At 24.2% G+C, this 23,270-nt stretch carries 23 protein-coding genes and 1 tRNA gene; 7 read left to right on the top strand and 17 right to left on the bottom strand.

The window, feature by feature from the left end; genetic code table 11:
- Positions 1 to 2: 2 nt before the first annotated feature.
- Positions 3 to 1,628: a glutamine--tRNA ligase gene (gene glnS / locus H0H42_RS02000; protein ID WP_185868766.1), complete on the bottom strand. Its 1,626-nt coding sequence runs from the start codon at positions 1,626 to 1,628 to the stop codon at positions 3 to 5.
- A gap of 107 nt (positions 1,629 to 1,735) precedes the next feature.
- Between glnS and H0H42_RS01995 the strand changes: the two genes are divergently transcribed.
- Positions 1,736 to 2,992 (top strand): bifunctional folylpolyglutamate synthase/dihydrofolate synthase, encoded by a 1,257-nt coding sequence (locus H0H42_RS01995; protein ID WP_185868394.1) that lies wholly within the window; start codon positions 1,736 to 1,738, stop codon positions 2,990 to 2,992.
- Between the two features lie 12 nt (positions 2,993 to 3,004).
- Positions 3,005 to 3,080: transfer RNA gene (locus H0H42_RS01990), tRNA-Val, on the top strand.
- Here H0H42_RS01990 and miaA read toward each other — a convergent pair.
- From miaA to H0H42_RS01960, 6 genes are all read right to left on the bottom strand, one after another.
- Positions 3,040 to 3,966, bottom strand: coding sequence for a tRNA (adenosine(37)-N6)-dimethylallyltransferase MiaA (gene miaA / locus H0H42_RS01985; RefSeq protein ID WP_223843705.1), 927 nt, complete (start codon positions 3,964 to 3,966; stop codon positions 3,040 to 3,042). The genes H0H42_RS01990 and miaA overlap by 41 nt on opposite strands.
- Before the next feature lie 17 nt (positions 3,967 to 3,983).
- Entirely contained in the window at positions 3,984 to 5,072 is a 1,089-nt protein-coding gene (gene aroC, locus H0H42_RS01980; RefSeq protein ID WP_185868393.1) for a chorismate synthase, read from the bottom strand.
- Between the two features lie 39 nt (positions 5,073 to 5,111).
- Positions 5,112 to 6,455, bottom strand: coding sequence for a DEAD/DEAH box helicase (locus H0H42_RS01975; protein WP_185868392.1), 1,344 nt, complete (start codon positions 6,453 to 6,455; stop codon positions 5,112 to 5,114).
- Between the two features lie 84 nt (positions 6,456 to 6,539).
- The gene (locus tag H0H42_RS01970; RefSeq protein ID WP_223843678.1) at positions 6,540 to 7,889 is read right to left on the bottom strand and encodes an MATE family efflux transporter; all 1,350 of its coding nucleotides are present in this window, start codon (positions 7,887 to 7,889) and stop codon (positions 6,540 to 6,542) included.
- Positions 7,890 to 7,902: 13 nt separating this feature from the next.
- Complete coding sequence (gcvT, locus tag H0H42_RS01965; protein WP_185868391.1) at positions 7,903 to 9,033, bottom strand: glycine cleavage system aminomethyltransferase GcvT; 1,131 nt, start codon at positions 9,031 to 9,033, stop codon at positions 7,903 to 7,905.
- 120 nt (positions 9,034 to 9,153) lie between these two features.
- Positions 9,154 to 9,714 (bottom strand): isopentenyl-diphosphate Delta-isomerase, encoded by a 561-nt coding sequence (locus H0H42_RS01960; RefSeq protein WP_185868390.1) that lies wholly within the window; start codon positions 9,712 to 9,714, stop codon positions 9,154 to 9,156.
- A 55-nt stretch (positions 9,715 to 9,769) separates the two neighbouring features.
- Between H0H42_RS01960 and H0H42_RS01955 the strand changes: the two genes are divergently transcribed.
- A complete protein-coding gene (locus H0H42_RS01955) occupies positions 9,770 to 10,225 on the top strand; it encodes a PaaI family thioesterase (RefSeq protein WP_185868389.1) in 456 nt (151 codons plus the stop codon).
- Complete coding sequence (locus tag H0H42_RS01950) at positions 10,219 to 11,253, top strand: chorismate-binding protein (protein ID WP_185868388.1); 1,035 nt, start codon at positions 10,219 to 10,221, stop codon at positions 11,251 to 11,253. The genes H0H42_RS01955 and H0H42_RS01950 overlap by 7 nt, the downstream gene beginning before the upstream one ends.
- Here the strand turns inward: H0H42_RS01950 and H0H42_RS01945 are convergent.
- The gene (locus H0H42_RS01945) at positions 11,246 to 12,538 is read right to left on the bottom strand and encodes an NAD(P)/FAD-dependent oxidoreductase (protein WP_185868387.1); all 1,293 of its coding nucleotides are present in this window, start codon (positions 12,536 to 12,538) and stop codon (positions 11,246 to 11,248) included. The genes H0H42_RS01950 and H0H42_RS01945 overlap by 8 nt on opposite strands.
- Before the next feature lie 84 nt (positions 12,539 to 12,622).
- Here H0H42_RS01945 and H0H42_RS01940 point away from each other — a divergent pair, with 84 nt between their 5' ends.
- Positions 12,623 to 13,321, top strand: a complete 699-nt coding sequence (locus tag H0H42_RS01940; RefSeq protein ID WP_185868386.1) for a zinc metallopeptidase — start codon at positions 12,623 to 12,625, stop codon at positions 13,319 to 13,321.
- A 61-nt stretch (positions 13,322 to 13,382) separates the two neighbouring features.
- On the opposite strand, the gene H0H42_RS01935 is transcribed toward H0H42_RS01940, so the two are convergent.
- Genes H0H42_RS01935 through nusB form a run of 4 tightly spaced genes read right to left on the bottom strand, consistent with a single transcriptional unit; the run spans position 13,383 to position 15,407 of the window.
- Positions 13,383 to 13,499 (bottom strand): 30S ribosomal protein THX, encoded by a 117-nt coding sequence (locus tag H0H42_RS01935; protein ID WP_185868385.1) that lies wholly within the window; start codon positions 13,497 to 13,499, stop codon positions 13,383 to 13,385.
- Positions 13,483 to 14,121 (bottom strand): dephospho-CoA kinase, encoded by a 639-nt coding sequence (coaE, locus tag H0H42_RS01930; RefSeq protein WP_185868384.1) that lies wholly within the window; start codon positions 14,119 to 14,121, stop codon positions 13,483 to 13,485. Before coaE ends, H0H42_RS01935 begins: the two co-directional genes overlap by 17 nt.
- Positions 14,118 to 14,459, bottom strand: a complete 342-nt coding sequence (gene yajC / locus H0H42_RS01925; RefSeq protein WP_185868383.1) for a preprotein translocase subunit YajC — start codon at positions 14,457 to 14,459, stop codon at positions 14,118 to 14,120. The genes coaE and yajC overlap by 4 nt, the downstream gene beginning before the upstream one ends.
- A gap of 24 nt (positions 14,460 to 14,483) precedes the next feature.
- Complete coding sequence (nusB, locus tag H0H42_RS01920; protein ID WP_185868382.1) at positions 14,484 to 15,407, bottom strand: transcription antitermination factor NusB; 924 nt, start codon at positions 15,405 to 15,407, stop codon at positions 14,484 to 14,486.
- Positions 15,408 to 15,932: 525 nt separating this feature from the next.
- Here nusB and H0H42_RS01915 point away from each other — a divergent pair.
- Entirely contained in the window at positions 15,933 to 16,343 is a 411-nt protein-coding gene (locus H0H42_RS01915; protein WP_185868381.1) for a DUF3276 family protein, read from the top strand.
- Positions 16,344 to 16,422: 79 nt separating this feature from the next.
- Positions 16,423 to 16,902, top strand: a complete 480-nt coding sequence (locus H0H42_RS01910) for a KdsC family phosphatase (protein ID WP_223843677.1) — start codon at positions 16,423 to 16,425, stop codon at positions 16,900 to 16,902.
- A 375-nt stretch (positions 16,903 to 17,277) separates the two neighbouring features.
- On the opposite strand, the gene groL is transcribed toward H0H42_RS01910, so the two are convergent.
- The 5 genes from groL to miaB all read right to left on the bottom strand — a co-directional run bounded on the left by groL (position 17,278) and on the right by miaB (position 22,312).
- Positions 17,278 to 18,921 (bottom strand): chaperonin GroEL, encoded by a 1,644-nt coding sequence (gene groL, locus H0H42_RS01905; RefSeq protein WP_185868379.1) that lies wholly within the window; start codon positions 18,919 to 18,921, stop codon positions 17,278 to 17,280.
- Positions 18,922 to 18,976: 55 nt separating this feature from the next.
- Positions 18,977 to 19,255 (bottom strand): co-chaperone GroES, encoded by a 279-nt coding sequence (locus H0H42_RS01900; protein WP_185868378.1) that lies wholly within the window; start codon positions 19,253 to 19,255, stop codon positions 18,977 to 18,979.
- A 116-nt stretch (positions 19,256 to 19,371) separates the two neighbouring features.
- Entirely contained in the window at positions 19,372 to 19,617 is a 246-nt protein-coding gene (gene secG, locus H0H42_RS01895) for a preprotein translocase subunit SecG (RefSeq protein WP_185868377.1), read from the bottom strand.
- A 52-nt stretch (positions 19,618 to 19,669) separates the two neighbouring features.
- A complete protein-coding gene (locus tag H0H42_RS01890) occupies positions 19,670 to 20,923 on the bottom strand; it encodes a sigma 54-interacting transcriptional regulator (protein ID WP_185868376.1) in 1,254 nt (417 codons plus the stop codon).
- 33 nt (positions 20,924 to 20,956) lie between these two features.
- Positions 20,957 to 22,312 (bottom strand): tRNA (N6-isopentenyl adenosine(37)-C2)-methylthiotransferase MiaB, encoded by a 1,356-nt coding sequence (gene miaB / locus H0H42_RS01885; RefSeq protein WP_185868375.1) that lies wholly within the window; start codon positions 22,310 to 22,312, stop codon positions 20,957 to 20,959.
- Positions 22,313 to 23,270 lie beyond the last annotated feature (958 nt).

Raw genomic sequence — 23,270 nt, 5'->3', positions numbered from 1 at the left:
TTTTATTCCCATTTATTTTTGATAGATAATGTTTTATTTAAAATGATTTTTCCATTATGTACTTCTTCTACACAGAAATATCCGATTCGTTGAAATTGTAAATAATCTCCTTTTTTAACTTTTTTTAAAAATGGTTCTGCATATCCTATAATAGTTTTTTTGGAATTTGGATTGATTTCATACTCATCGAGTAGTTTATTATTTTTTTTTTTCAAAAATAATGTTTTATATATATTTATTTTTATAGGAAAAATATGAGGAATCGAAACCCAATGTAAAGTACTTCTAATTTTTTTTATAGATTCTGTTTTTGAAAAATAATTACAGTGGATTTCTTTAATTTTTCCTTTTTCATTTTTTACAACATATTTTGCTTCAATAACATAAGATCCTTTTAATCTTACCTTATTCCCAATAAATAAACGAAAAAAATTGTCTTTTTTTTCTTCTAAAAAATCTGATTCTTCAATATATATATTTTTAGAAAATGGAACATTTCGTATTCCTGAATGTTTATCCTCAGGATTATTTTTTAATTTGATCCATTCTATTTTATTTGAACAATAATTATCAATAATGATTTTAACAGGGTTTAATACTACCATTACTCTTGTAGAAATTTTGTTTAAATGTTTTCTTCCCCAATATTCCAATAAAGAGATATCAATCATACTATTTCTTTTTGTAATTCCTATTTTATGAATGAAATCTTTTAAAGCAATAGAGGGATATCCTCTTTTTTTTAATCCGCATATTGTTAGTATACGTGGATCATCCCAAGAATAGATAATATTTTTTTTAATTAAATATTGAATTTTTCTTTTACTTGTTACAGTATTACTTATATTAAGTCTTGAAAATTCTATTTGTTTTGGTCTTATTTTTGATGTATTAAGATTAATTTTCTCTAAAAACCAATTATACAAAGGTCTTTTATTTTCAAATTCTAATGAACATAAAGAATGTGATATTTGTTCAATATAATCACATTGACCATGTGTCCAATCATATGTAGGATAAATACACCATTTTGATCCGGTTTTGTGATGTGTTTTATAAAGAATTCTATACATTATTGGATCCCTCATATTTATGTTTGGAGAACTCATATCTATTTTAGCTCTCAAAACACATGTTCCTTCTCGAAAAAATCCATTTTTCATTTTTTCAAAAAGATCTAAGTTTTCATTTATAGATCTTTTTCTATTAATACTATTAATTCCAGATTCAAAAGAATCTTTTCTTTGAAATTTTATATCATATTTTGATTGCGTATCAATATATGCAAATCCTTTTTTGATTAATTTTATTGCCCATTCATAAAGATTTTGAAAATAATCAGAAGCATAACTTTCCTTATTCCACCGAAATCCTAAAAATAACAAATCTTTTTTTATTGATTTTACATATTTTTCATTTTCTACAGTAGGATTGGTATCATCAAATCGTAAATAAACTGGAGCTTTATATTTTCTTCCTAATTCGAAATTTAAACATATTGCTTTAACGTGACCAATATGTAAATATCCATTTGGTTCCGGAGGAAAACGAAATTTTATTTTTTCTAAAGGAAATCCATCTTTGATGTCTTTCTCTATAATTTTTTCAATGAAATTAAAATGAGTAATACGAAAAAAATTTTAATCAATTATTGTAATATAATACAATTAATTTTTTTTAAAAAAATACTTTTATTTAATTTTAATTAATGTTACAATAGTTAATCAGTTAAAAATTGAATTATTCAAATATTATTCAATGGATATTGGAATATACTCCGATTGATCAGGATAATGGAATAAAATTTTATAAACCTGGTTTAGAAAGAATAAAAGATTTTTGTTCATATTTAGGAAATCCTCAAAAATATTTCAAAAGTATTCATATAGGAGGAACAAATGGAAAAGGATCTACTGCACATATGTTGTCTTCTATTTTTCAAGAAGAGGGATATAATACAGGACTTTTTATTTCTCCTCATTTAATAGATTTTAGAGAAAGGATTATTTATAATGGAATTTTAATAGAAAAAAAATTTATAGTACATTTCATTGAAGAACATAAACAATTTATAGAAAAAAAAAGTATTTCATTTTTTGAAATGAATACTGCTTTAGCTTTTCAATATTTTAAAGAAAAAAAAATAAATATTGCTATAATTGAGGTAGGATTGGGAGGAAGATTAGATTCAACAAATATTATCCATCCTGAATTATCCGTAATTACGAATGTTAGTAAAGATCATACAGAAATTCTTGGAGAAAAAACAATTCAAATTGCTTATGAAAAAGCAGGAATTATTAAAAATACGGTACCAGTTGTTATAGGACGAATAAAATCAAAACAATTAAAATATTTTTTTTTAAAAGAAGCTTTTAAAAAACATTCTCCTATCTATTTTACAGATAGTAATGAAAAAAATATAAAATATAAAATTCCTTTTCAAGTAGATTATCAATCTATTAATAGGGATACGGTAATAAATGTTATAAATATTATAAACAAGAAAAAAAGATTTATAATTTCTAATAAATCAATAAAAGAAGGATTTAAAAATGTAATAAAAAATACAAGTTTTAGAGGTCGTTGGCATATTCTTAAAGAGAAGGATCCAAAAATTATTTGTGATATTGCTCACAACGAAAAAGGATTTTGTATGATAAATAAACAACTGAAAAAAGAATTCTATAAACAATTACATTTAGTTTTAGGTTTTGTAAAAGAAAAAAATGTTAAAGATTTTTTTAAGTATTTACCTGATAAATCATATATTTATTTTTGTCAGCCTAATATAAAACGAAAATATCCTATTGAATGTTTAAAGATTATAGCTAATAATTTTTTTTTCAATAGAAAAACAATAAGTTTTCATGTTACTGTAAAAGATGCTTTTTTATACGCAAGGAAAAAATCTAAAAAAAATGATTTAATTTTAATTAGCGGAAGTACTTTTGTCGTATCTGAAGTTCTTTTTTTTCATAAATTTGAATAGTTTATTTCTCATGGGCAATTAGCTCAGTTTGGTTTAGAGCATCTGTTTTACACGCAGGAGGTCACTGGTTCAAATCCAGTATTGCCCATTTTCTTTATATTTTCTAATATAAAATTAAGAATTTTATCTTTTTCTTTTGGATGGAACCAAATGATATCCTTTTCATTTTTATACCATTTCATTTGTTTCTTTGCATATTTCATAGTATTGATTTTTATATTTTCTATAGATGTTTTAAGATTATTTCCTTTTTTTTCTAAAAATGAAAATAATTCTTGATATCCGATAGTTTTTAAGCTATTTAATGTTCTATAAGGATAATAATTTTTTGCTTCAAGTAATAATCCTTTTTCCATCATAGTTTCTACTCTTTTATGGATTCTATCAGAAATTTCTTCTTTAGATAAAGTGATTCCAATTTTTAAGATTGAAAATGGTCTTTTTTTATTTTTTTTTTTAAAAAAAAAAGATGGATGATACCCTGTTGACTGAAATATTTCTAAATATCGAATGATACGCCTAGGGTTTTTTATATCTAAAACATCTTCCTTTTTTTTTATTTTTTTAAATTCTTTCTGTAAAAATTCAATCCCTCTTTCTTTTAATTGATTATTTAGATTATTACGGACTTTTAAATCAATTTCAGGAATTTCAGATAATCCTTCTGATATTGCTTTTTGATACAAACTAGATCCACCAACAGAAATAAGAATAGAGTATTTCATGAATAATTCATGAGACTTTTTTAAAAAATCTCTCTCAAAACATTTAGCATTATAATATTGATTAATGCCTAAGTGTCCTATAAAATGATGGGGAATGGAAATAAGATCTTTTTCATTTGGCATTGAAGTTCCTATTTTTAATTCTCTATAAAATTGCCTAGAATCTAAAGAAAGAATTTCAGTTTTAATCCTTTTTGCTAAAAAAATAGATAGATAAGTTTTTCCCACACAAGTTGGGCCTAAAATCATAACAAGAAGTTTTTTTTTCATTCTTTAAAAAGAGGAAAATATTTTGATAAATTGGAATACATACAATAATCAACCAATACTAGTGCAGTCATAGATTCTACAATAGGAACAGCTCTTGGCAATACACATGGATCATGTCTACCTTTTCCTTCTATATATATAGTTTCTCCCTTTTTATTAATAGTACGTTGTTTTTTCATAATTGTTGCTACTGGTTTAAAAGCTATTCTAAAATAAATATCCATTCCATTGGATATTCCTCCTTGGATACCTCCAGAAAAATTTGTTGATGTAGTTCCATTTGAATAAAATAAGTCGTTATGTTGTGATCCTAAAAGTTTTGTACCATCAAAACCACTTCCATATTCAAATCCTTTTACAGCATTAATAGAAAGCATCGCCTTTCCTAATTCAGCATGTAATTTTTCAAATACTGGTTCTCCTATTCCTGCAGGAAGATTTTTTATCACACATGTGATAATTCCACCAATAGAATCTCCATTTTTTTTTATTTTTTCCACTTCGCTAATCATTTTATTGGATGTTTTTGAATCAGGACATCTTAAAGGACTTCTTTCAATTGACGTTAAAGATAAATCCAATTCTTCATAAGATTTTTCAATAGAAATATTTCCAACACTAGACACATAAGATATTATGCTTACATTTTTTAATAATTGTTTTGCAATTGATCCTGCTACAACTCTACAAACAGTTTCTCTAGCTGAAGATCTTCCTCCTCCTCTATAATCTCTTATTCCATATTTTTTTTCATAAGTAAAATCAGAATGAGAAGGTCTATAAGCATGTTTTATATGATCATAATCTTTTGATTTTTGATCTTTATTATATATTAGAAATCCAATAGGAGTTCCAGTAGTTTTATTTTCAAATATACCAGATAGAATCTGTACTCTATCTTTTTCTTTTCGTTGAGTAACGATTGATGATTGTCCCGGTTTTCTTCTGTTGAGATCAAATTGAATTTTATCTATGTTAATTGTTATTCCTGAAGGACATCCATCAATGACTCCTCCTAAAGCTAATCCATGACTTTCTCCAAACGTGCTTACTCTAAATAATTTTCCAAAAATATTACCTGCCATAGCAAAAATCTTAATTAAGATAAAAAATAAAATTATTTTCTAATATTTGTTTTTCGTGTTTNCATTCTTATTATGTTTATAGTGATTCATAAATCGTTTTAATTCAATCCAAAAGAATCGTTTGATTATTTCATTTTTGTCGAAAATGCTTAATTTTTTTTGTATTTCAGGAAGAAACTTTTTCATATTTTTTTCATCAACAATGGTTTGTTGTATTTTTTGTAAAATATGTGAAATTTTTTTTTCATATATTTCGATTTCCGTAGGAATGGTAACGTGATGAAAATTTTTCTTGATTTTTTTTTCAAATAGTTTAACGGTCTTTTTTTCTCTATTATTTATAATACAAATAGATATTCCTTTATTTCCTGCTCTACCAGTACGACCACTTCTATGAATATAAATATCATATTCTCTTGGAATATCATAATTAATAATATGTGTAATATTTTTTACATCTATTCCTCTAGAAGCAACATCTGTTGCAACGAGAAATTGTAATTTTTTTTTTCTAAATTTATTCATTACACGTTCTCTTTGTATTTGAGTCATATCTCCATGTAAAGATTCTGTATTGTATCCATCTTGATTTAAATAATCATTTATGATTTTAGTTTCTTTTTTTGTCCTACAAAATATAATTCCATATATTTCATAGTTCATATCCATAATTTTTTTTAAAACTAAATATTTTTTGTTTGAATTATTTACTGTATAATAGACGTGTTTTACATTATTACATCCGATATTTTTTTTACCTACAGTAACTTCTTTAGGATTTGTTAAATAACTTTGTGCAATTTGATGGATATAACTATTCATAGTTGCAGAAAATAATAATGTACGTTTTTTCTTAGGAAGAAAATTAATGATACAGTCTAATTCTTCTTTAAATCCCATACTCATCATTTCATCTGCTTCATCAATAATTAAATTTTTTATATTGGAAAAACTTAATTTCTTGCGTCTAATAAGATCATAGATCCTTCCTGGAGTTCCTACAATAATGTGAATATTTTTCTTTAAAGATTGAATTTGTCTTTCTATACTAGTACCTCCATATATAGATAAAATTTTGATAAGAGGAGAATATTTTGCAAATAATAACAAATCATTAGTAATTTGCAGACATAACTCTCTTGTAGGACATAAAATCAAAGACTGAATATAATTCAATTGATAATTAATTCTTTGAATCATTGGTAATCCAAACGCAGCGGTTTTTCCGGTTCCTGTTTGAGCTAAAGCAATGATATCTTCGTTCGAAGATAAAAATATAGGAATTACTTTTTCCTGAATAGGTGTTGGATACTTAAATCCAATTGATTCTAATGCTTTAATAATGTTGTCATTAAAAAAACAGTATTCTTTAAATGTTTTCATAAGATAAATAAAAAACAATATGTTTTCATATTTGTAACATACAGAATATATTGAAAAGTTTTTATAATAAATTTATTAATATCTTTAAATGTTTTTTTTTATATTTTTTTTACATATTTGATTAATGATAAAATCATATCTTATGAATAATAAAATTGATGATATAGTCATTCCTATTCCCAATCCCATCCATACTCCTGAACCATCCATATAATTAGATAAAAGAAAAGCTAATGGAATAGCTATAATCCAATAAGAAAAAAAAATAATATACATAGGAATTTGAACATCTTGTAACCCTCTCAATGCTCCCATCAGTATTCCTTGTAATCCATCAAATATCTGAAATATACTAGAAATTATTATCATTTTTTCTGTTATTGAAAATAACTCCTCATCATTTTTAATGTACATACGAGGAATTTCTTTTCTAAAGAACAAAAAAAAGAAACTGCATATTAACATAAAAAAAATTCCCATTAAAAAAATTGATGTTCCAATTGTTTTTAATTTATGATAATTTTTTAACGCAACTTGTTGTCCCATTCTAACTGTAGCGGCAATAGATAATCCTGTACTTAGCAAATAGGATGATGATACTAAATTAAGAACAATTTGATGTGCAGTTAAAATTTTTAATCCACATCTACCAGATATAAAAGAAGATACAGCAAACGTACTGAATTCGAATAACATTTGAAATCCGGAAGGAATTCCTATTCGCAAAATTTCCGCAAAATATTTTTTTTTAAAAAAAAATTGAATATTACAATAATAATTATGTACTTTTTTTTGTTTTCTTAATAAAAGAATCATCACAAATAACATAAAAATACGAGATATTAAAGTAGAATACGCAACTCCTAATACACCCATTTTAGGAAAACCAAAACTTCCTTTAATTAAAACATAATTTAGAATTATGTTGAGAATAGATGAAGACCATACTACAATAATACTTGGATAATTGAGAGATAATCCTTCCGAAAATTTTCTAAAGACTTCGAATATCATCCATGGAACAAATGTAATAGATATAATTCTTAAAAAAGAAATCGAATCATGTAAAACTTCTTTAGGTTGTCCTAAATATGGAAGAATATAAGAAAATATATAAACCATAATATACATGATAATAGATAAAAACGTGTTCATAATAAGACCATGAAAAAGGATTATTGCACCTTTTTTATACTCTTTTTTGGCATCTACATAAGTAATTAATGGAGATATTGCTGTTGATATTCCTAATCCAAAAATGATTACAATAAAAAATGTTGATGTTGCTAGTGATACAGAAGCTAAAGATTTTTTTCCTAACAATCCAATCATAAAATTGTCAAAAAAATTTACAGAAAGGGCTCCTAATTGAGAAAAAAATATGGGTAAAGCTAATTCTGTATTTTTCTTAAAATTTTTTAAATATTTTTTCAAAAAAAGAAGTGTTTCAAATTTTTTTTGAAAAAGAAGATATTTCGATAAATGGTAATTGTTTTTTTAAAACAGGAAATAATTTGTTTTTTCTTTTTAAGAAAGGAATTTCATTTATTTTATCATTATATATATATCCTAATCCTATTCCTTGATTTAAAATAGGGGAATAATTTCCAGAAGTAACATATCCAATCTTATCATGTTTTTGATTTAATAGAAAAGATCCTTCTCTTGGGATGCAATGCGAATTTTTATCTTGCAAAGAAAATGGAAAAAATTTTTTGTATTTTTTTTCTTTTATTTGTTTTTTTAAAACATTTTTTGCAATAAATGGTTTATTGAAATCAACTATCCAAGATAATCCTGCTTCTATTGGGGTGGTAAATTCTGAAATATCCTTTCCATATAGACGATATCCCATTTCTAATCTTAAAGAATCTCTACTAGCAATGCCACAAGGATGAATTTTTCCATTTCCTATATGAAAAATATCATCCCATATTTTTTCTACATATTTGTTTGGAATATATAATTCTAACCCCTGAGATCCCGTATATCCTGTATTAGATATTAAAATATTTTTTACTCCTGATAATTCTCCAATCGAAAAATGATAAAAAGGAATTTGATGTAATAAAATATTTGTAAGTTTTTGTATATAAAAGTATGATTGAGGACCTTGTATAGATAAAAGTGCGTATTCTATAGAAAAATCTATTAGATCTATCCTTTTCCATTTTTTCTTATTTTCATTGATCCAATTTTTATTTTTTTCAATGTTTATTGCATTTACTATTAACAAAAATTCTATATCAGAAATTTTATAAATAACTAAATCATCCATAATCCCTCCTAGTTCATTCACAAGGCATGTATATTGTGCTTGTCCTATTCTAATTTTATTAATATCATTTGTCGTCAAAAATTGAATTAATTCTCTCGATTTTTCTCCTTTAATTAATAGTTTTCCCATATGACTTACATCAAAAATTCCGATATTTTTTCTTACAAAAAGATGTTCTTTTAAAGAAGAAATATATTGTAAAGGCATATAAAATCCCGCAAAAACACACATATTTGCTCCTAATTGAAGATGCTTATTATATAATTTGGTTTTTTTAAAATCCTTTTTTATATTGCTCATTACAGAATATTTTTACTTTGAATTATAACAAATTTATGCAATGAATAGGGATTTATAAAAAATGTAAAAATTTTTTATTATTCTTTAATATTTTAATTCTTTATATTTTTTTATTAAAAATTAATTCATGAGTTTATCTATATAGTTATTTATAATTATTTTAAACCATATTGTATATAAATGAGGAAAAATTCGAATACTTTTAATTAATTTTTTTAATGATATCCACTTCCAATTATCAACTTCTTCCTTATTTATAATAGGATATTTGTTGTAGTTTCCTATAAATACATGATCTAATTCATATTCAATTAATCCATTTTTTAATAATTCATGATAAATAAAAAAAAATTTTTGTTCTAAAAAACAATCAAATCCCATTTCTTGTAATAAACAACGATGTGCTGCATTGATAAGAGATTCATATTTTTTAGGATGACTACAACATGTATTAGTCCATAATAAAGAAGAATGATATTTTTTATGGGATCTTTTTTGTATCATTAAATCATTTTTTTTATTGAAAATAAATACAGAAACAGCCCTATGAAATAATCCTTTTTTATGAATTTTTTCTTTGCTTTCAAATCCAATAATTTGATTTTTTTTTCCTATAATGGGAATAAGATTATGTTCTTTTGTTTCATTAAACTTATTTAATATTTCTTTATTATTATTCATTTTTTAATAAAATTATAATGTAATTTTATGGATCGTTATTTGTGTATTCATAACAATGAATAAAAAAATTCAAAATCTTTTAATAAAATTAAATCATTTGGGAAAATCTACTTTTTTAGAAATTATGAAAATAAAGTTCATTTTTTTATCCGAAAAATTAGATATTCTTGTTGCAAAAATGCCGATTAACAAAAGAATTACTCAACCATTTGGATATCTCCATGGAGGTGCAACCTCAACCTTATCTGAAAGCGTAGGAAGTTCGTTATCTTTTTTGAATATTTTGAATATAGAGAAAAGTAAAAAAAATAAATCATATGTTTTTAACATTGAAAATTCAATCAATCATATTCGAAGTATGAAAAGTGGGATATTATTTGCTATGGCAAAAATTTTACATAAAGGAAAAACTACTCATTTTTTAAGAATTAATATTTTTAATGAAAAAAAAATTCCTATTAGTTTTTGTAAAATGACAAATCTCATAATAAAAAAAGATGTTTCATGTTAAAAAAAATTAAATTATTTCAATTATATCGAAAAATAATAAAAAACTATCATAATAAAAATAAATTTGTGATTTTAAAAAAACCTTTTGAAAATAAAATTTATTTTTATTATGAGCATCAATCCCAAGGATTAAAATATTTTTTTATACAAGATTTTTATCATGAAAAAACAATAAAAATTTTCTATAAAACAATTTATTATACGGATCTAAATGTAGAGGATAATAAAAAAGATTTTTTAAAAAAAAATTTTTCGTATTTAATTCCAAATTCCTCAGACTATCTTAAATTGATAAAAAAATCAATTTTTTTTATAAAAAAAAAACTTTTTGATAAAGTTGTTGTTTCTCGTACTGTTAAAATTCCGTTTGAAAAGTTTTTTTTTAAAAAAACTTTTCAACATTTAATTCTGAACTATTCTAATACTTTAATAAGTATTTGGTATGATCCATTGTATGGCACATGGATTGGGAATACTCCAGAGTTATTAATGGAATGTATAGGAAAAAAATTAAAAACAATAGCCTTAGCAGGAACCATATGGGATTCTAATACATGGGGAAAAAAGGAATTAAGAGAACATAAAATTGTTATTCGATACATCATTGATTTATTACTTCAATATTATCAAGGTAAATTATTTGTTTATCCAACAATTCCTTTAAAAATTGGATCTATAAAACATTTAAAAACTATTATTTCCTTTGATTTTTTAGAAAAGCCAGATTATTATGAAATATTAAATCTTCTACATCCTACTCCTTCTATCTGTGGATTTCCTAAAAATCAATCTATGTATTTTATAAAAAAAAATGAACCATTTCATAGAGAATTTTATACGGGAAGTATTGGAATCATTGATAATATTAGTATGGAATTATATGTAAACCTAAGGTGTGCGAAGGTTTATAAAAAAAAAATAACATTATATGCTGGAAGCGGAGTTACTTATGAGAGTAATGTTTATCAAGAATATATAGAAACAGAACAAAAAATAATAAACGTACTATCATATTTGCATTTTATATAATTTTTTTTCTGTGAAAAGGTCGTATAATGAGTCGAACACTTTTATTATAATGAAAATATTGTATAATCCAATTTGTTAAAGCAATTGCGCGATTTCTAAATCCTACTAAACTTACAAGATGAACAAACATCCAAATAATCCAAGCTAAAAATCCTTTTAATTTAAAACAAGAAAAATCACAAACCGCCTTATTTCTTCCAATTGTAGCCATGGATCCTAAATTCTTAAAAAGAAAAGGAGAAATATTCTTTTTGTCTAAAAAGAAATTCATATTATTAAAATTATTAACTAAATAATTTCCTTGTTGTATTGCTGGAGGAGCAGTCATAGGATATCCATTTGGATAAGATGGATTCATATTCATTAATGCAACATCTCCAATAGCAAAAATATTTTTATATCTGATTGTCTGCATGTAATGATTAACCAAAATTCTATTTTTTTTAATATCATCCTTTAAGAATCCTTGAATCAGTGCACCTTTAACTCCCGCAGCCCATATTACATTGACGGTATCTATTTTTTTATTTTTTTCTGTAAATACTTCTTTTCCATTATAGTCTTTTACTAAACAATTTAACCAAATGGTTACCCCTAATTCTTTTAAGTTTTTATAAGCTTGTTTTGCAGATTCTTCAGACATTCCATCTAATAATCTTTTTGATGCTTGTAGTAAGTGTATATTCATATGTTGTACATCTAAATCGGGATAATCATTAGGCAATACATATCTTTTCATTTCTGCTAAAGCTCCAGCTAATTCTACTCCTGTAGGGCCACCTCCAACAATAACAAAATTCATCAGTCTTTGTCTTTCTTTTATATCTTTTTTTAATAATGCGGATTCAAAATTTTGTAATATTAGACTTCTTAGATTTAATGCTTCTGGAATAGATTTCATAGGAAATGAATAAAATTCAATATTTTTATTTCCAAAATAGTTTGTTATAGATCCCGTAGCGATAACGAGATAATCGTAATCTAATTCTCCAATGTTTGTATAAATCATTCGTTTACAGGTGTTTATAGAATATACATTGGCTAATCTAAAAAAGAAATTTTTTGTATTTTTTACTATATTTCTAATGGAATGTGCAATTGAATCTGGTTCTAAACCAGCTGTTGCTACTTGATATAGTAAAGGTTGAAATGTATGATAATTATTTTTATCTATAAGTATAACTTGATATTTATCTCTTCTTAATTTTTTTGCTATTTGTAATCCAGAGAATCCAGCACCAATAATAATTACTCTTTTCAAATTTTTTCTTTTTGGAATATTCATAGTAAGAAATTTGATGAAAAAGCTAATTTATGTATATTTTATTTTTAATTGTAAATTAATATTTTTAATTAAAAAATAGATTTTATGTCATATTATTTATCTGTTATTATATTTTTTTTATTAAGTCTTTTTGTTCATAGAACGTTGAAAAATAAATTAAGGAATGGATCTAAAATTATTTCAAGCTCTCATATGAGTGGAGAAGAAATTGCTAAAAAAATGTTGAATGATTATTCGATTGACGATGTTAACGTTTTATGTACAGAAGAAGAATTTTCTGATCATTATAATCCTTTAGATAAAACAATAAACTTAAGTCAAAAAGTTTTTTATAGTAAAGATTTAACTTCTCTTGCGATTGCATCACATGAATCTGCACATGCAATACAACATAAAAATGGATATGAATTACTTAAAATGAGAAATCATTTGGTACCTATTTTAAATTTTAGTTCAAGGTTTGTTAATTTAGCTATTTTATCGGGTTTATCGATATTTTATCATTCCAGTGGGAGAGAATCAATGATTCTTAAATTAGGAATAGGATTATTTTTTCTTGTTATCTTATTTTCATTAATTACATTACCTATTGAGTTTAATGCTAGTAAAAGAGCTTTGTTTTGGATTAGAAATAAAAAAATAGCTAATTCCAAAGAAGATATGAAAATTAAAGAGTATTTAACATGGGCGGCAATGACTTATGTTATATCTACTTTAGGAAGTATAATTGAGTTTACCTATTTTATTTCATTTTTTCATAATCGTCATTCTGATAAGGAATGATAAAAATTTTATTTTTTTCCATTGAAAAAGAAGACAATAGATAATGCATTTTTATTATTCATTATTTATTGGAAATCTTTTTTTTTCTATTTTTTTGATTTTTTGGACTAGGTCTAAGTTTTCCGTACGTTTTGTTTCGTATTTTACCTCTTCGAGTTTTTTTATCTCCTTTTCCCATATTTTTCTATTTTTTTTATTATTTTTTCATGTATAACATGAGATTTTTCTTCTAAATATTGTCTCGAACAATTATTGTTTACTAAAATATCCGATGCTTTTTCTCTCATTTTATTTGAAATTTGATTTTTTAAACGATTTATAATTTCTATTTCATTTAAATTATCTCTTTTTATAATTCTTTCGATTTTGTTTTTTAAAGGAGAAGATAAATTGATAATCATATCGCAATCCTTATAGCTTCCACTTTCGAATAACAAAGCTGATTCCTTAATAAGATAAAACCTTTTTTTATCAATGTTGGAATTGACAATAGCAATCATCCATTTTTTAAAATCTATTTTTATCCATGGATGAATAATAGAAGATAATAATTTTAACGCATCATAATTATTGAACAAAATTTTTGATAAAAAAAACTTATTTATTTTTTTTTCTTTTGTATAAGAATTTTTTCCAAAAAATTTTATTATTTTTTTTTTGATAAGACTCATTTTATTCATTAGTATTCTACATCTTTCGTCTGATGAGTACACAGGGATTCCTTTTTTTTTTAGGTGATAAGAAAATAAACTTTTCCCAGATCCCATTTTTCCTGTTACTCCTATTAATACACATTTCATTTTTTATTAATTTTTTGTTTTTTTTCTAAACTATTATGATTGGAATGTTCATAACGAAGTTTTGTTAAATCTTTAGATATTGTATTTTTCTCAATTTTGATTTGTCCTAATATTGATTCTATAATACAATAATCATTAGTTACTTCTGAAATTTTTCCATGTATTCCTGAATTTGTTACAACATATTTTCCTTTTTTTAAACTTTGATGAAATTCTTTATCATCTTTTTGTTTTTTTATTTGAGGTCTTATCATAAAAAAGTAAAATATAATGAAAATTAATGCAAACATCCATAAAGTATTCACAATAGTGCTTTGTTGTAATATTGAAGGATTCATAGTGTAATTAATTATTAATTAAAGTTATTTGAATAGAATTTTTTTATATATCTTATTTTTTTCTTGAAGATACTTAAGAGCCTTATCTAAAATTCCATTAACAAACATTGTACTCTTTTTCATACAAAATATTTTTGCGATTTCTATATATTCATTTATAGTTACTTTAGGAGGAATGTGAGGAAAATATAGAAATTCGCAAATAGCCATTTGCAAAAGAATTAAATCTATAATAGATATCCTTTCTACATTCCAATTATCGGATATTTTATTGATTAAATGATTAAATTTTTCTTTATGAAAAATAGTATTTCTATATAAATTTAATATGAATTTTTTATTTTCTTTATTATAAATATTATATAATTTAAAATCGTTATTAGAATTATTGATTAATTGTAAAGTTTTTTTAACCATTTGATGAACGAAATCAATATTTTCTTTTTCATAGAGAATATAGGAATCTTGAACTAAAGATTCTATCCAAGTTTCACTTGATATGAAAAGAAATTGATAACATTTTAATAAAAATTTTTTCTCTTCTTCAAAAGAAGAGCAAGGAACTTCAAAAAATTTATATTTTTTTGATTTTTTTTTCAATTCCTGAAGAAAGAAAAAAATACTTTCTTTTTTATTTTTAAAAAATATTTTTCTGTCATTATATTGATCTACTAAATATTGATGGTTAGATAATATTTTAATTACGGAATTACATGAAAAATTATCTATGTAATTGAATTTTTCTTCTTTTCTATTCAATTGTTTTTTAATGTTTAACGAATTTTCTTGTATTGTGATCATTAAACAAAAAAAATGTACATAGAAATTGTTTAATGATTTTATGTTTTCAAGTAAATTTTTTTCAACTTTATATAAATCTATTTTCGATAAATATTGAGCATATAAAAATTTCATACACTGTATTCTCAAGTATCTTCTTATTGACATTTTTTATGAATAAAAAATTTGCTTTTACAATTATATAAATAAAAAATTTGTCCTAAAACAAATTTTTGTAGTTTTTAAAGAACTTATAAAGTTTTATGTTCCATAAAATAAAAAATAAACTATTTTATTATTGAAGTCTAAAAAATATCAAATAAAAATACAAGTGTTGAACTTTTATTATAAGGATATAATCTAAATTTTTGATCAAAAAACAAGAAAAATCATTTTTTTTAATAAAAAATTTGGATAATCTCCTAAAAAAAAAAAAATTTTATATGACAAATTTTAATATTATTATTCTATTTTTTTAATTATTTTAATATGATAAATAATTTGTATATAATTGATATATAATGATTTATAATAATATTAAAATTAATAATAATGTTCTATGATGATAAAAAAAATTAGAATTGTAAAAAAAAATTGAAAAAAATTTCATTAATTTTTCATTAAAAATGGTTTAAAACATTTTTTTTATTTAGATTTGTCCTATTAGGTTTATAATTTTTAATTCGCAATGGAATGGACGGTCTGTTAAGTCATAAAGAAAGAAATGAGATTTGTTCAAAAACATTAAAAACAGGAAGTCGTACATATTTTTTTGATGCAAGAGAAACAAGAGCCGGTGATTACTATTTAACTATTACCGAAAGTAAAAAATATTACAATGAAATAGGAGAAGTTTCATATAAGAAACACAAAATTTATTTGTATAAAGAAGATTTTTCCAAGTTTCAGAATATTTTAGATGATATAATTCGATTTATCATCCATGAGAAAGGAAAGGAAGTTATTTCAGAACGTCACCAAAAAGATTTTAAAAATCATTCCTCTTACAATCAAAAAATGAAGATGAAAGATAAAAATCGAAATGATCAAAAAAAGGACTCAGATAAGAAACAATTAACAAACATTAATTTTGAAGATGTATGATTGATTATGATTGTATCATCATCGATTTTTAATAAATGTATATGTAAATAGATGGTTTATGAAGAACTATATGAATATAATGAATGATATTAACACTTTTATATTCGATGTTGATGGAGTTCTTACAAATTGTTCTTTACATTTATTTCCTGATGGAAATATGGTTCGACAAATGTTTGTAAAAGATGGATATGCAATGCAACGCGCAAAGGACATGGGGTATAATTTGTGTATTATTACAAGGGGAACAGATTTAATGGTTTTTCGAAGATTAAGAGGTTTGAACATTCGTTATATTTATCAGGGCGTCAATAATAAGAAAAAATATTTTGATGAATATTGCAAAATATTAAATATCGAAAAAAGAAAAATTCTTTATATGGGCGATGATATTCCTGATATTGAAATAATGAAATCTGTTGCTCTTCCATGTTCTCCTATCGATGCAGTACAAGAAGTAAAAGATGTTTCGAAATATATTTCTCCAAAAAAGGGAGGTAGAGGTTGTGTAAGAGATGTGATTGAAAAAACGTTGAAAATACAAAATAATTGGTCCTGATTTTAAGTTTTTGAAAAATTTTTATATTATCCAAGGTTTTAAAAAAGATGGATAATATTCTTGAATAAAAGAATCAACATTTGTTTGGTTCTTTTATTATTTTTAGTTATCCCATCCTTCAAAAGATTCCTTTCTCTCTTGTCTTTCCTCTTTGTTTCCAACAAATCCTTCAAAAGATTCCTTTCTCTCTTGTCTTTCCTCTTTGTTTCCAACAAATCCTTCAAAAGATTCCTTTCTCTCTTGTCTTTCCTCTTTGTTTCCAACAAATCCTTTATCAATAAAAAAGAGTCAACATTGAGAAAATGTTGACTCTTTTTATGATATGAGTGATTTAAATATTAAAAAATAATAAAGAGGAAAAATGATAAAAAACTTTTACATCATACCTCCTCCTCCCATTCCACCAGCACCTGGCATTGGAGGAACAGAATTATTCTCTTCTTTTTTAATTTCTGTTACAACACATTCTGTTGTTAATAACATACCAGATACTGAAGCAGCATTTTCTAATGCTACTCTAGCTACTTTTGTCGGATCAATAATTCCTTCAACGATCATATTTTTATATTCACCCATTTTTGCATCATAACCAAAATCTCCTACTCCTTCAGAAACTTTAGCTACTACAACTGATCCTTCTCCACCTGCATTAGCAACAATTTGACGTAAAGGTTCTTCTAAAGACCTTCTTACTATTTGTATTCCAGTATCTTGATCTGAATTATCCCCTTTTGTATTTTTTAATGCATCAACAGCACGAACTAAAGCAACACCTCCTCCAGCAACGATTCCTTCTTCAACTGCTGCTCTAGTTGCATTTAAAGCATCATCAACTCGATCTTTTTTTTCTTTCATCTCTACTTCTGAAGCTGCACCTACATAAAGTACGGCAACACCTCCAGCAAGTTTTGCTAGTCTTTCTTGCAATTTTTCTTTATCATAATCAGAAGTTGTTGTTTCGATTTGCGCTTTAATCTGTTCTACTCTTGCTCGAATATCTTTTTTATTTCCTCCTCCATTAACAATAGTTGTATTATCTTTATCTATAATTACTCTCTCTGCTTTTCCTAGCATATTAATTTTTACATCTTCCAGTTTACTTCCTGTTTCTTCAGAAACTACAGTTCCACCGGTTAAGATAGCAATATCTTCTAACATAGCTTTTCTTCGATCACCAAATCCAGGAGCTTTTATTGCAGCTACTTTTAGTGTTCCTCTGATTTTATTTACTACCAATGTAGCTAATGCTTCCCCTTCTACTTCTTCAGAAATGATAAGTAAAGGTTTTCCGGATTGAGCTACAGGTTCTAATATAGGAAGAAGATCTTTCATTGCTGCAATCTTTTTATCAGATAAAAGAATACGAGGTTGATCAAATTCTGTAATCATTTTTTCAGTATTTGTTACAAAATATGGGGATTGGTATCCTCTATCAAACTGCATTCCTTCTACAACATCAACAGATGTATCAGTTCCTTTCGCTTCTTCTACAGTAATTACACCTTCTTTTCCAACTCGTTCAAAAGCATCTGCTATTAATGATCCTGTTTTTTCATCATTATTTGCAGAAATAGAAGCTACTTGTTGTATTTTTTCTGTATTTCCTCCTACTTCTCTAGATTGTTTTTTTAAATCAGAAATAACAACTTCTAATGCTCTGTCAATTCCTCTTTTTAAATCCATTGGGTTAGCTCCAGCTGCAACGTTTTTTAATCCTTCTCGAACGATAGCCTGTGCTAAAACAGTAGCTGTGGTAGTTCCATCTCCAGCAACATCATTAGTTTTTGATGCTACTTCTTTAACCATTTGTGCACCTAGATTTTCGATAGGATCATCTAACTCAATTTCTTTTGCAACAGTTACACCATCTTTTGTTACTTGTGGTCCACCAAAAGATTTTTGTAAAACTACATTTCTTCCTTTTGGTCCCAAGGTGACTTTTACTGCATTAGCTAATGCATCTACTCCTTTTTTTAGTTTATCTCTTGCTTCAATATCAAATTTAATATCTTTTGCCATAATTTTTAAAATTTTTTAAACAAATTTTTCATCAATTTATAAAGATGACAATGAACTATATAATAGCAATGACATCGGATTCTCTCATAATGAGATATTCCTCATCTTCCCATTTTAATTCTGTTCCGGAATATTTTCCATACAAAACTCTATCTCCTTCTTTTAAAATCATAGGATCATTTTTTTTTCCTTTTCCTACTGCTATAACAGTACCTTTTTGAGGTTTTTCTTTTGCAGTATCAGGGATAATAATTCCTGAAGAAGTTTTAGTTTCAGCAGGATCAGGTTTTACGAGTACACGATCCGATAAAGGTTTTATTTTTACTTCCATCATAATTTTAAATAGTTTATAAGATTTAATCTATAAAAAGCCAAAAACATGCCAAATCAAAAATATATGAAAAATATTGATACTTTTTATAGTTAAGTGTCAATGTGACAGAATACATTTTAACTTTTCAATATTAAAAAATGATTAAGAAGGATAATCAATAATAACATAATAATAGACAATATCCATGTAATATTTTCTAATAATGTATTAGTTCTTTTGATTCCAAAAAATCTAAAATTTTTTTCTGTAAAAAACTGATTGATAGTTTGATCTTTTTTAGGATTTTGTATTAAAATGAGAAAGATAATAAAAATGCATAAAATCATAAGAATAAATCCAATGATATATGTTTTATTATTCATATTTTTTTCATAATAATAAAAAATGAAAAAGAATTATGAAAAAATAACAATTTCATAATCCATATTGTTTAATTTTTCTATATAATGTTCTTTCTGAGATTCCAAGTTCTTTTGCAGTTTTTTTCCTTTTTCCCTTATTTTTTTTTAAAGCTTTTTGTATAAATTCAATTTCTTGTTTTTCTAAAGAGTTGGATGTTTCTAACTCTTTATCTTCTTCTATTTCTATATAGTCTAAATCTTCCTCACTTTTTGAGGAGTCTTCTAATTGGAAAATTGATTTTTTTTTATTATATATTATCATTTTTCCAAAAAAATCATTGATAGATTTTATTTCTTTTCTATTAAAGTGAATATTTGGATTATTTTTGATTAATTGATATGTAATATTTTTTAAGTCATCAAAATTTTTTTTCATATCAAATAATATTTTATAAATAAAATCTATATCTCTTGAAAAATCACGTTGAATAAAATTTTCATTATTTATATGATGTTTATTTGATGAATAAGATAAAGATGGAATATTATTAGGAATGTATTCTTGTAGTTTTTCTATCTTAATTTCACGTTCTGTTTCTACTACAGATATTTGTTCAATTAGATTTTTTAATTGTCTAATATTTCCTGGCCAAGGATAATTTTCTAAATACTTTAATGATTGTTCATTTAATATAATTGGAGGCATATGATATTTTTCTGCAAATTCATGAGAAAATTTATGAAATAAAAATTTTATATCGTTTTTTCTAAGTCTTAAAGGGGGAATATTAATTTGTACGGTATTTAATCGATAATAAAGATCTTCTCTAAATTTTCCTATTTTTATAGATTCTGTCATATTTAAATTTGTAGCAGCAACAATACGTACATTGGTTTTTTGTATTTTAGAAGAACCTACTTTAATAAATTCTCCAGATTCTAATATCCTCAATAAACGTACTTGTGTTGTGAGAGGTAACTCACCTACTTCATCTAAAAAAATAGTTCCTCCATTCGCTACTTCAAAGTAGCCTTTTCTCATACTAGTTGCACCAGTAAATGATCCTTTTTCATGTCCAAATAATTCACTATCTATTGTTCCTTCTGGAATAGCACCACAATTAACTGCAATATAAGAATGATGTTTTCTGAAAGAATATTGATGGATTATTTTTGGAATAAACTCCTTTCCCACACCGCTTTCTCCGAGAACTAATACAGAAATATCTGTTGAAGAAACTTGTAAAGCTTTTTCTAATGCCCTTTGTAAAACTGCGTCATTTCCAACAATTTGAAATTGTTGTTTTATTCTTTGAATAGATTCCATGTTTTATTTGCTATTTCTTAAACTTACTTTCCATTACACAATATTTCCTATTAATGTTGCAGATGTAACGGTCTTGATTTTTACATGTACTATATCTCCTACTTTAAAATTTTTTTTTGGGAAAACAACTCCAAGATTTTGTGAATTTTTTCCATACCAATATTGATCACTTTTTTTTGATATTCTTTCAATTAATACTTCTTGAAGTTTTCCTAAATATTCTTTCATTCGAAAAAGTGAATGTTTCCTTTGTAAGGATATAATTTCTTCTAAACGCCTTTTTTTGATATGATCAGGAACATTATTTTTCAAATTTCTATATGCATAAGTTCCAGGTCTAGGAGAATAAGAAAACATGTATCCATAATTATATTTTACTTGATTCATTAAATCAATAGTATCTAGATGATCTTTTTCGTTTTCATTACAAAATCCTGTCATAATATCGTGAGAAATAGAACATTCAGGAATAATACTTTTAATTTTTTCAATCAAAAAAAGATATTCTTCACGTGTATATTTTCTATTCATTAATTTTAATATTTTATTACTACCAGATTGAACTGGTAAATGAATATGTTTGCATATATTTTTATTTTGAGCAATCACCTTTAAAACTTGTTCTGACATATCATGGGGATTAGATGTTGAAAATCTAATTCTCATGAAAGGAAGATTTTCTGCTATGATTCTTAAAAGATTAGAAAAATCTATAATTTTTTTTTTATGATTTGAATTGGGTTCAATCCATTTATATGAATCAACGTTTTGTCCTAATAAAGTGATTTCTTTATATCCTTCTTTGTACAAAAGATGACATTCATGAAGAATAGAATTAGGACTTCTGCTGATTTCTCTACCTCTCGTAAAAGGAACAATACAAAAAGTACACATATTGTTACATCCTCTTGTTATACTTAAAAAAGTTTTTATTTTTTCTTGATTTAAAAAACGAAAGGGAAGAATGTCTTCATAAGTTTCTTTTTGACTTAAAATATTATTTTTTTTTATCAGTTCTCCCTGATTCAAGGACCTAATAATATATGGTATTTTTTTGTATGCATTTGGATTTAAAAAAAAGTCGATTTTTTTATCTAGTAATTCTCGATTGGATTTCGAAATGCATCCTATAATTCCAAAAAAAATTCCATTTTTTTTTCTAAGATATTCTAGTTCATCTATTTTTTTTTTTAAACTTATTTCAGCTTTTTTTCGTATAGAACAAGAATTAAAAAGAATAAGATTTGCATTTTCTACTTTTTGTGATAGTTGATATCCACATTTTAATAAAATAGAAGCAACAATTTCACTATCTGAAAGATTCATTTGACATCCAAAATTTTCTATATAAAAAAAATTTTCTGATTTGTTTTTTTTTTTTTCTTCCATGAATTATGAATTTTTCATCGTTTATGACATATACAAATTTATATATGAAGATTTTTTTTTCGAAAAAAATTCTATTTTTTTCTTCTACATAAATTCTTTATCAATATTAAAATAATTTTATAACTGATTTCCATTTTTTTTATAAGATTATATTTATAATAATGTTCATGGAAATATTGATCAATATCATTGGTAAAATAAGTTCTTCTATATAAAGAAAATTCAATTTTTTTTATTACAAAAATATAAAATATACTTTTTATTTTTTGTATCTAAACTTTCATAAAAAATGGTTTTTTTATGATTTATTTTAAAATTTATCATTGTGTTTGATTATATTCTTTGTAATGAAATGAATAGAATTTCTACTACCATTATATTTTATTTCATTAAAAAAGTTTAATAATTTTTTTTAATGAATATTGGATGTATTACGGATAAATTAATTTCTAATTTTAGGATTTATAAAAAATATGATAAAGATCTCCCCTACAATTAACGATAAAATAAATAAATCCTTCTTTATATAAGAAGAATTTTTAATACTCACTTTTTGAAGTTTGTGATATCTAACTGAATAATCTCATATTCAGAAATTGAAAATTTCATTTTTTTATCAAAAAATATTTTTGGTTCATTTTTTTAATCTATATGATTTGATATACGGTTGTATATGTCATTTCCATATAATTATAAGAAAATTTGAAATAATACATATACAATTATCATTTATAATGATAGCATTTACAAATGTTTTAAACAAATGTTTCTATCCATTAAAAAAATAATTGAATTACTTCATTAATCATTGTAAATTTACAAAAATCATTATCTAATAATAATAATATAATTCAATAATTATTCAAAAAAAATATTCTTTCTTATTCAAGAATAATTAATATTATATTTTTCTTTTAATAGAAAAAATATTTTTCTAAATTTGCTTTTATAAATAATT

Origin of the sequence: Blattabacterium cuenoti, assembly GCF_014252275.1 — a bacterium.
Taxonomy (GTDB): domain Bacteria; phylum Bacteroidota; class Bacteroidia; order Flavobacteriales; family Blattabacteriaceae; genus Blattabacterium; species Blattabacterium cuenoti_O.
Note: the sequence above shows the minus strand (reverse complement) of the source record. Positions and strands in the feature narration are given on the sequence as shown.

Excerpts from the sequence above, each read along its gene's own strand:
- miaA (WP_223843705.1), bottom strand. The coding sequence starts at position 3,966 with ATGATTTTAGGCCCAACTTGTGTGGGAAAAACTTATCTATCTATTTTT.
- aroC (WP_185868393.1), bottom strand. The coding sequence starts at position 5,072 with ATGGCAGGTAATATTTTTGGAAAATTATTTAGAGTAAGCACGTTTGGA.
- gcvT (WP_185868391.1), bottom strand. The coding sequence starts at position 9,033 with ATGAGCAATATAAAAAAGGATTTTAAAAAAACCAAATTATATAATAAG.
- H0H42_RS01960 (WP_185868390.1), bottom strand. The coding sequence starts at position 9,714 with ATGAATAATAATAAAGAAATATTAAATAAGTTTAATGAAACAAAAGAA.
- H0H42_RS01955 (WP_185868389.1), top strand. The coding sequence starts at position 9,770 with ATGAATAAAAAAATTCAAAATCTTTTAATAAAATTAAATCATTTGGGA.
- H0H42_RS01950 (WP_185868388.1), top strand. The coding sequence starts at position 10,219 with ATGTTAAAAAAAATTAAATTATTTCAATTATATCGAAAAATAATAAAA.
- H0H42_RS01945 (WP_185868387.1), bottom strand. The coding sequence starts at position 12,538 with ATGAATATTCCAAAAAGAAAAAATTTGAAAAGAGTAATTATTATTGGT.
- H0H42_RS01940 (WP_185868386.1), top strand. The coding sequence starts at position 12,623 with ATGTCATATTATTTATCTGTTATTATATTTTTTTTATTAAGTCTTTTT.
- H0H42_RS01935 (WP_185868385.1), bottom strand. The coding sequence starts at position 13,499 with ATGGGAAAAGGAGATAAAAAAACTCGAAGAGGTAAAATACGAAACAAA.
- coaE (WP_185868384.1), bottom strand. The coding sequence starts at position 14,121 with ATGAAATGTGTATTAATAGGAGTAACAGGAAAAATGGGATCTGGGAAA.
- yajC (WP_185868383.1), bottom strand. The coding sequence starts at position 14,459 with ATGAATCCTTCAATATTACAACAAAGCACTATTGTGAATACTTTATGG.
- nusB (WP_185868382.1), bottom strand. The coding sequence starts at position 15,407 with ATGTCAATAAGAAGATACTTGAGAATACAGTGTATGAAATTTTTATAT.
- H0H42_RS01915 (WP_185868381.1), top strand. The coding sequence starts at position 15,933 with ATGGACGGTCTGTTAAGTCATAAAGAAAGAAATGAGATTTGTTCAAAA.
- H0H42_RS01910 (WP_223843677.1), top strand. The coding sequence starts at position 16,423 with ATGAATGATATTAACACTTTTATATTCGATGTTGATGGAGTTCTTACA.
- groL (WP_185868379.1), bottom strand. The coding sequence starts at position 18,921 with ATGGCAAAAGATATTAAATTTGATATTGAAGCAAGAGATAAACTAAAA.
- H0H42_RS01900 (WP_185868378.1), bottom strand. The coding sequence starts at position 19,255 with ATGATGGAAGTAAAAATAAAACCTTTATCGGATCGTGTACTCGTAAAA.
- secG (WP_185868377.1), bottom strand. The coding sequence starts at position 19,617 with ATGAATAATAAAACATATATCATTGGATTTATTCTTATGATTTTATGC.
- H0H42_RS01890 (WP_185868376.1), bottom strand. The coding sequence starts at position 20,923 with ATGGAATCTATTCAAAGAATAAAACAACAATTTCAAATTGTTGGAAAT.
- miaB (WP_185868375.1), bottom strand. The coding sequence starts at position 22,312 with ATGGAAGAAAAAAAAAAAAACAAATCAGAAAATTTTTTTTATATAGAA.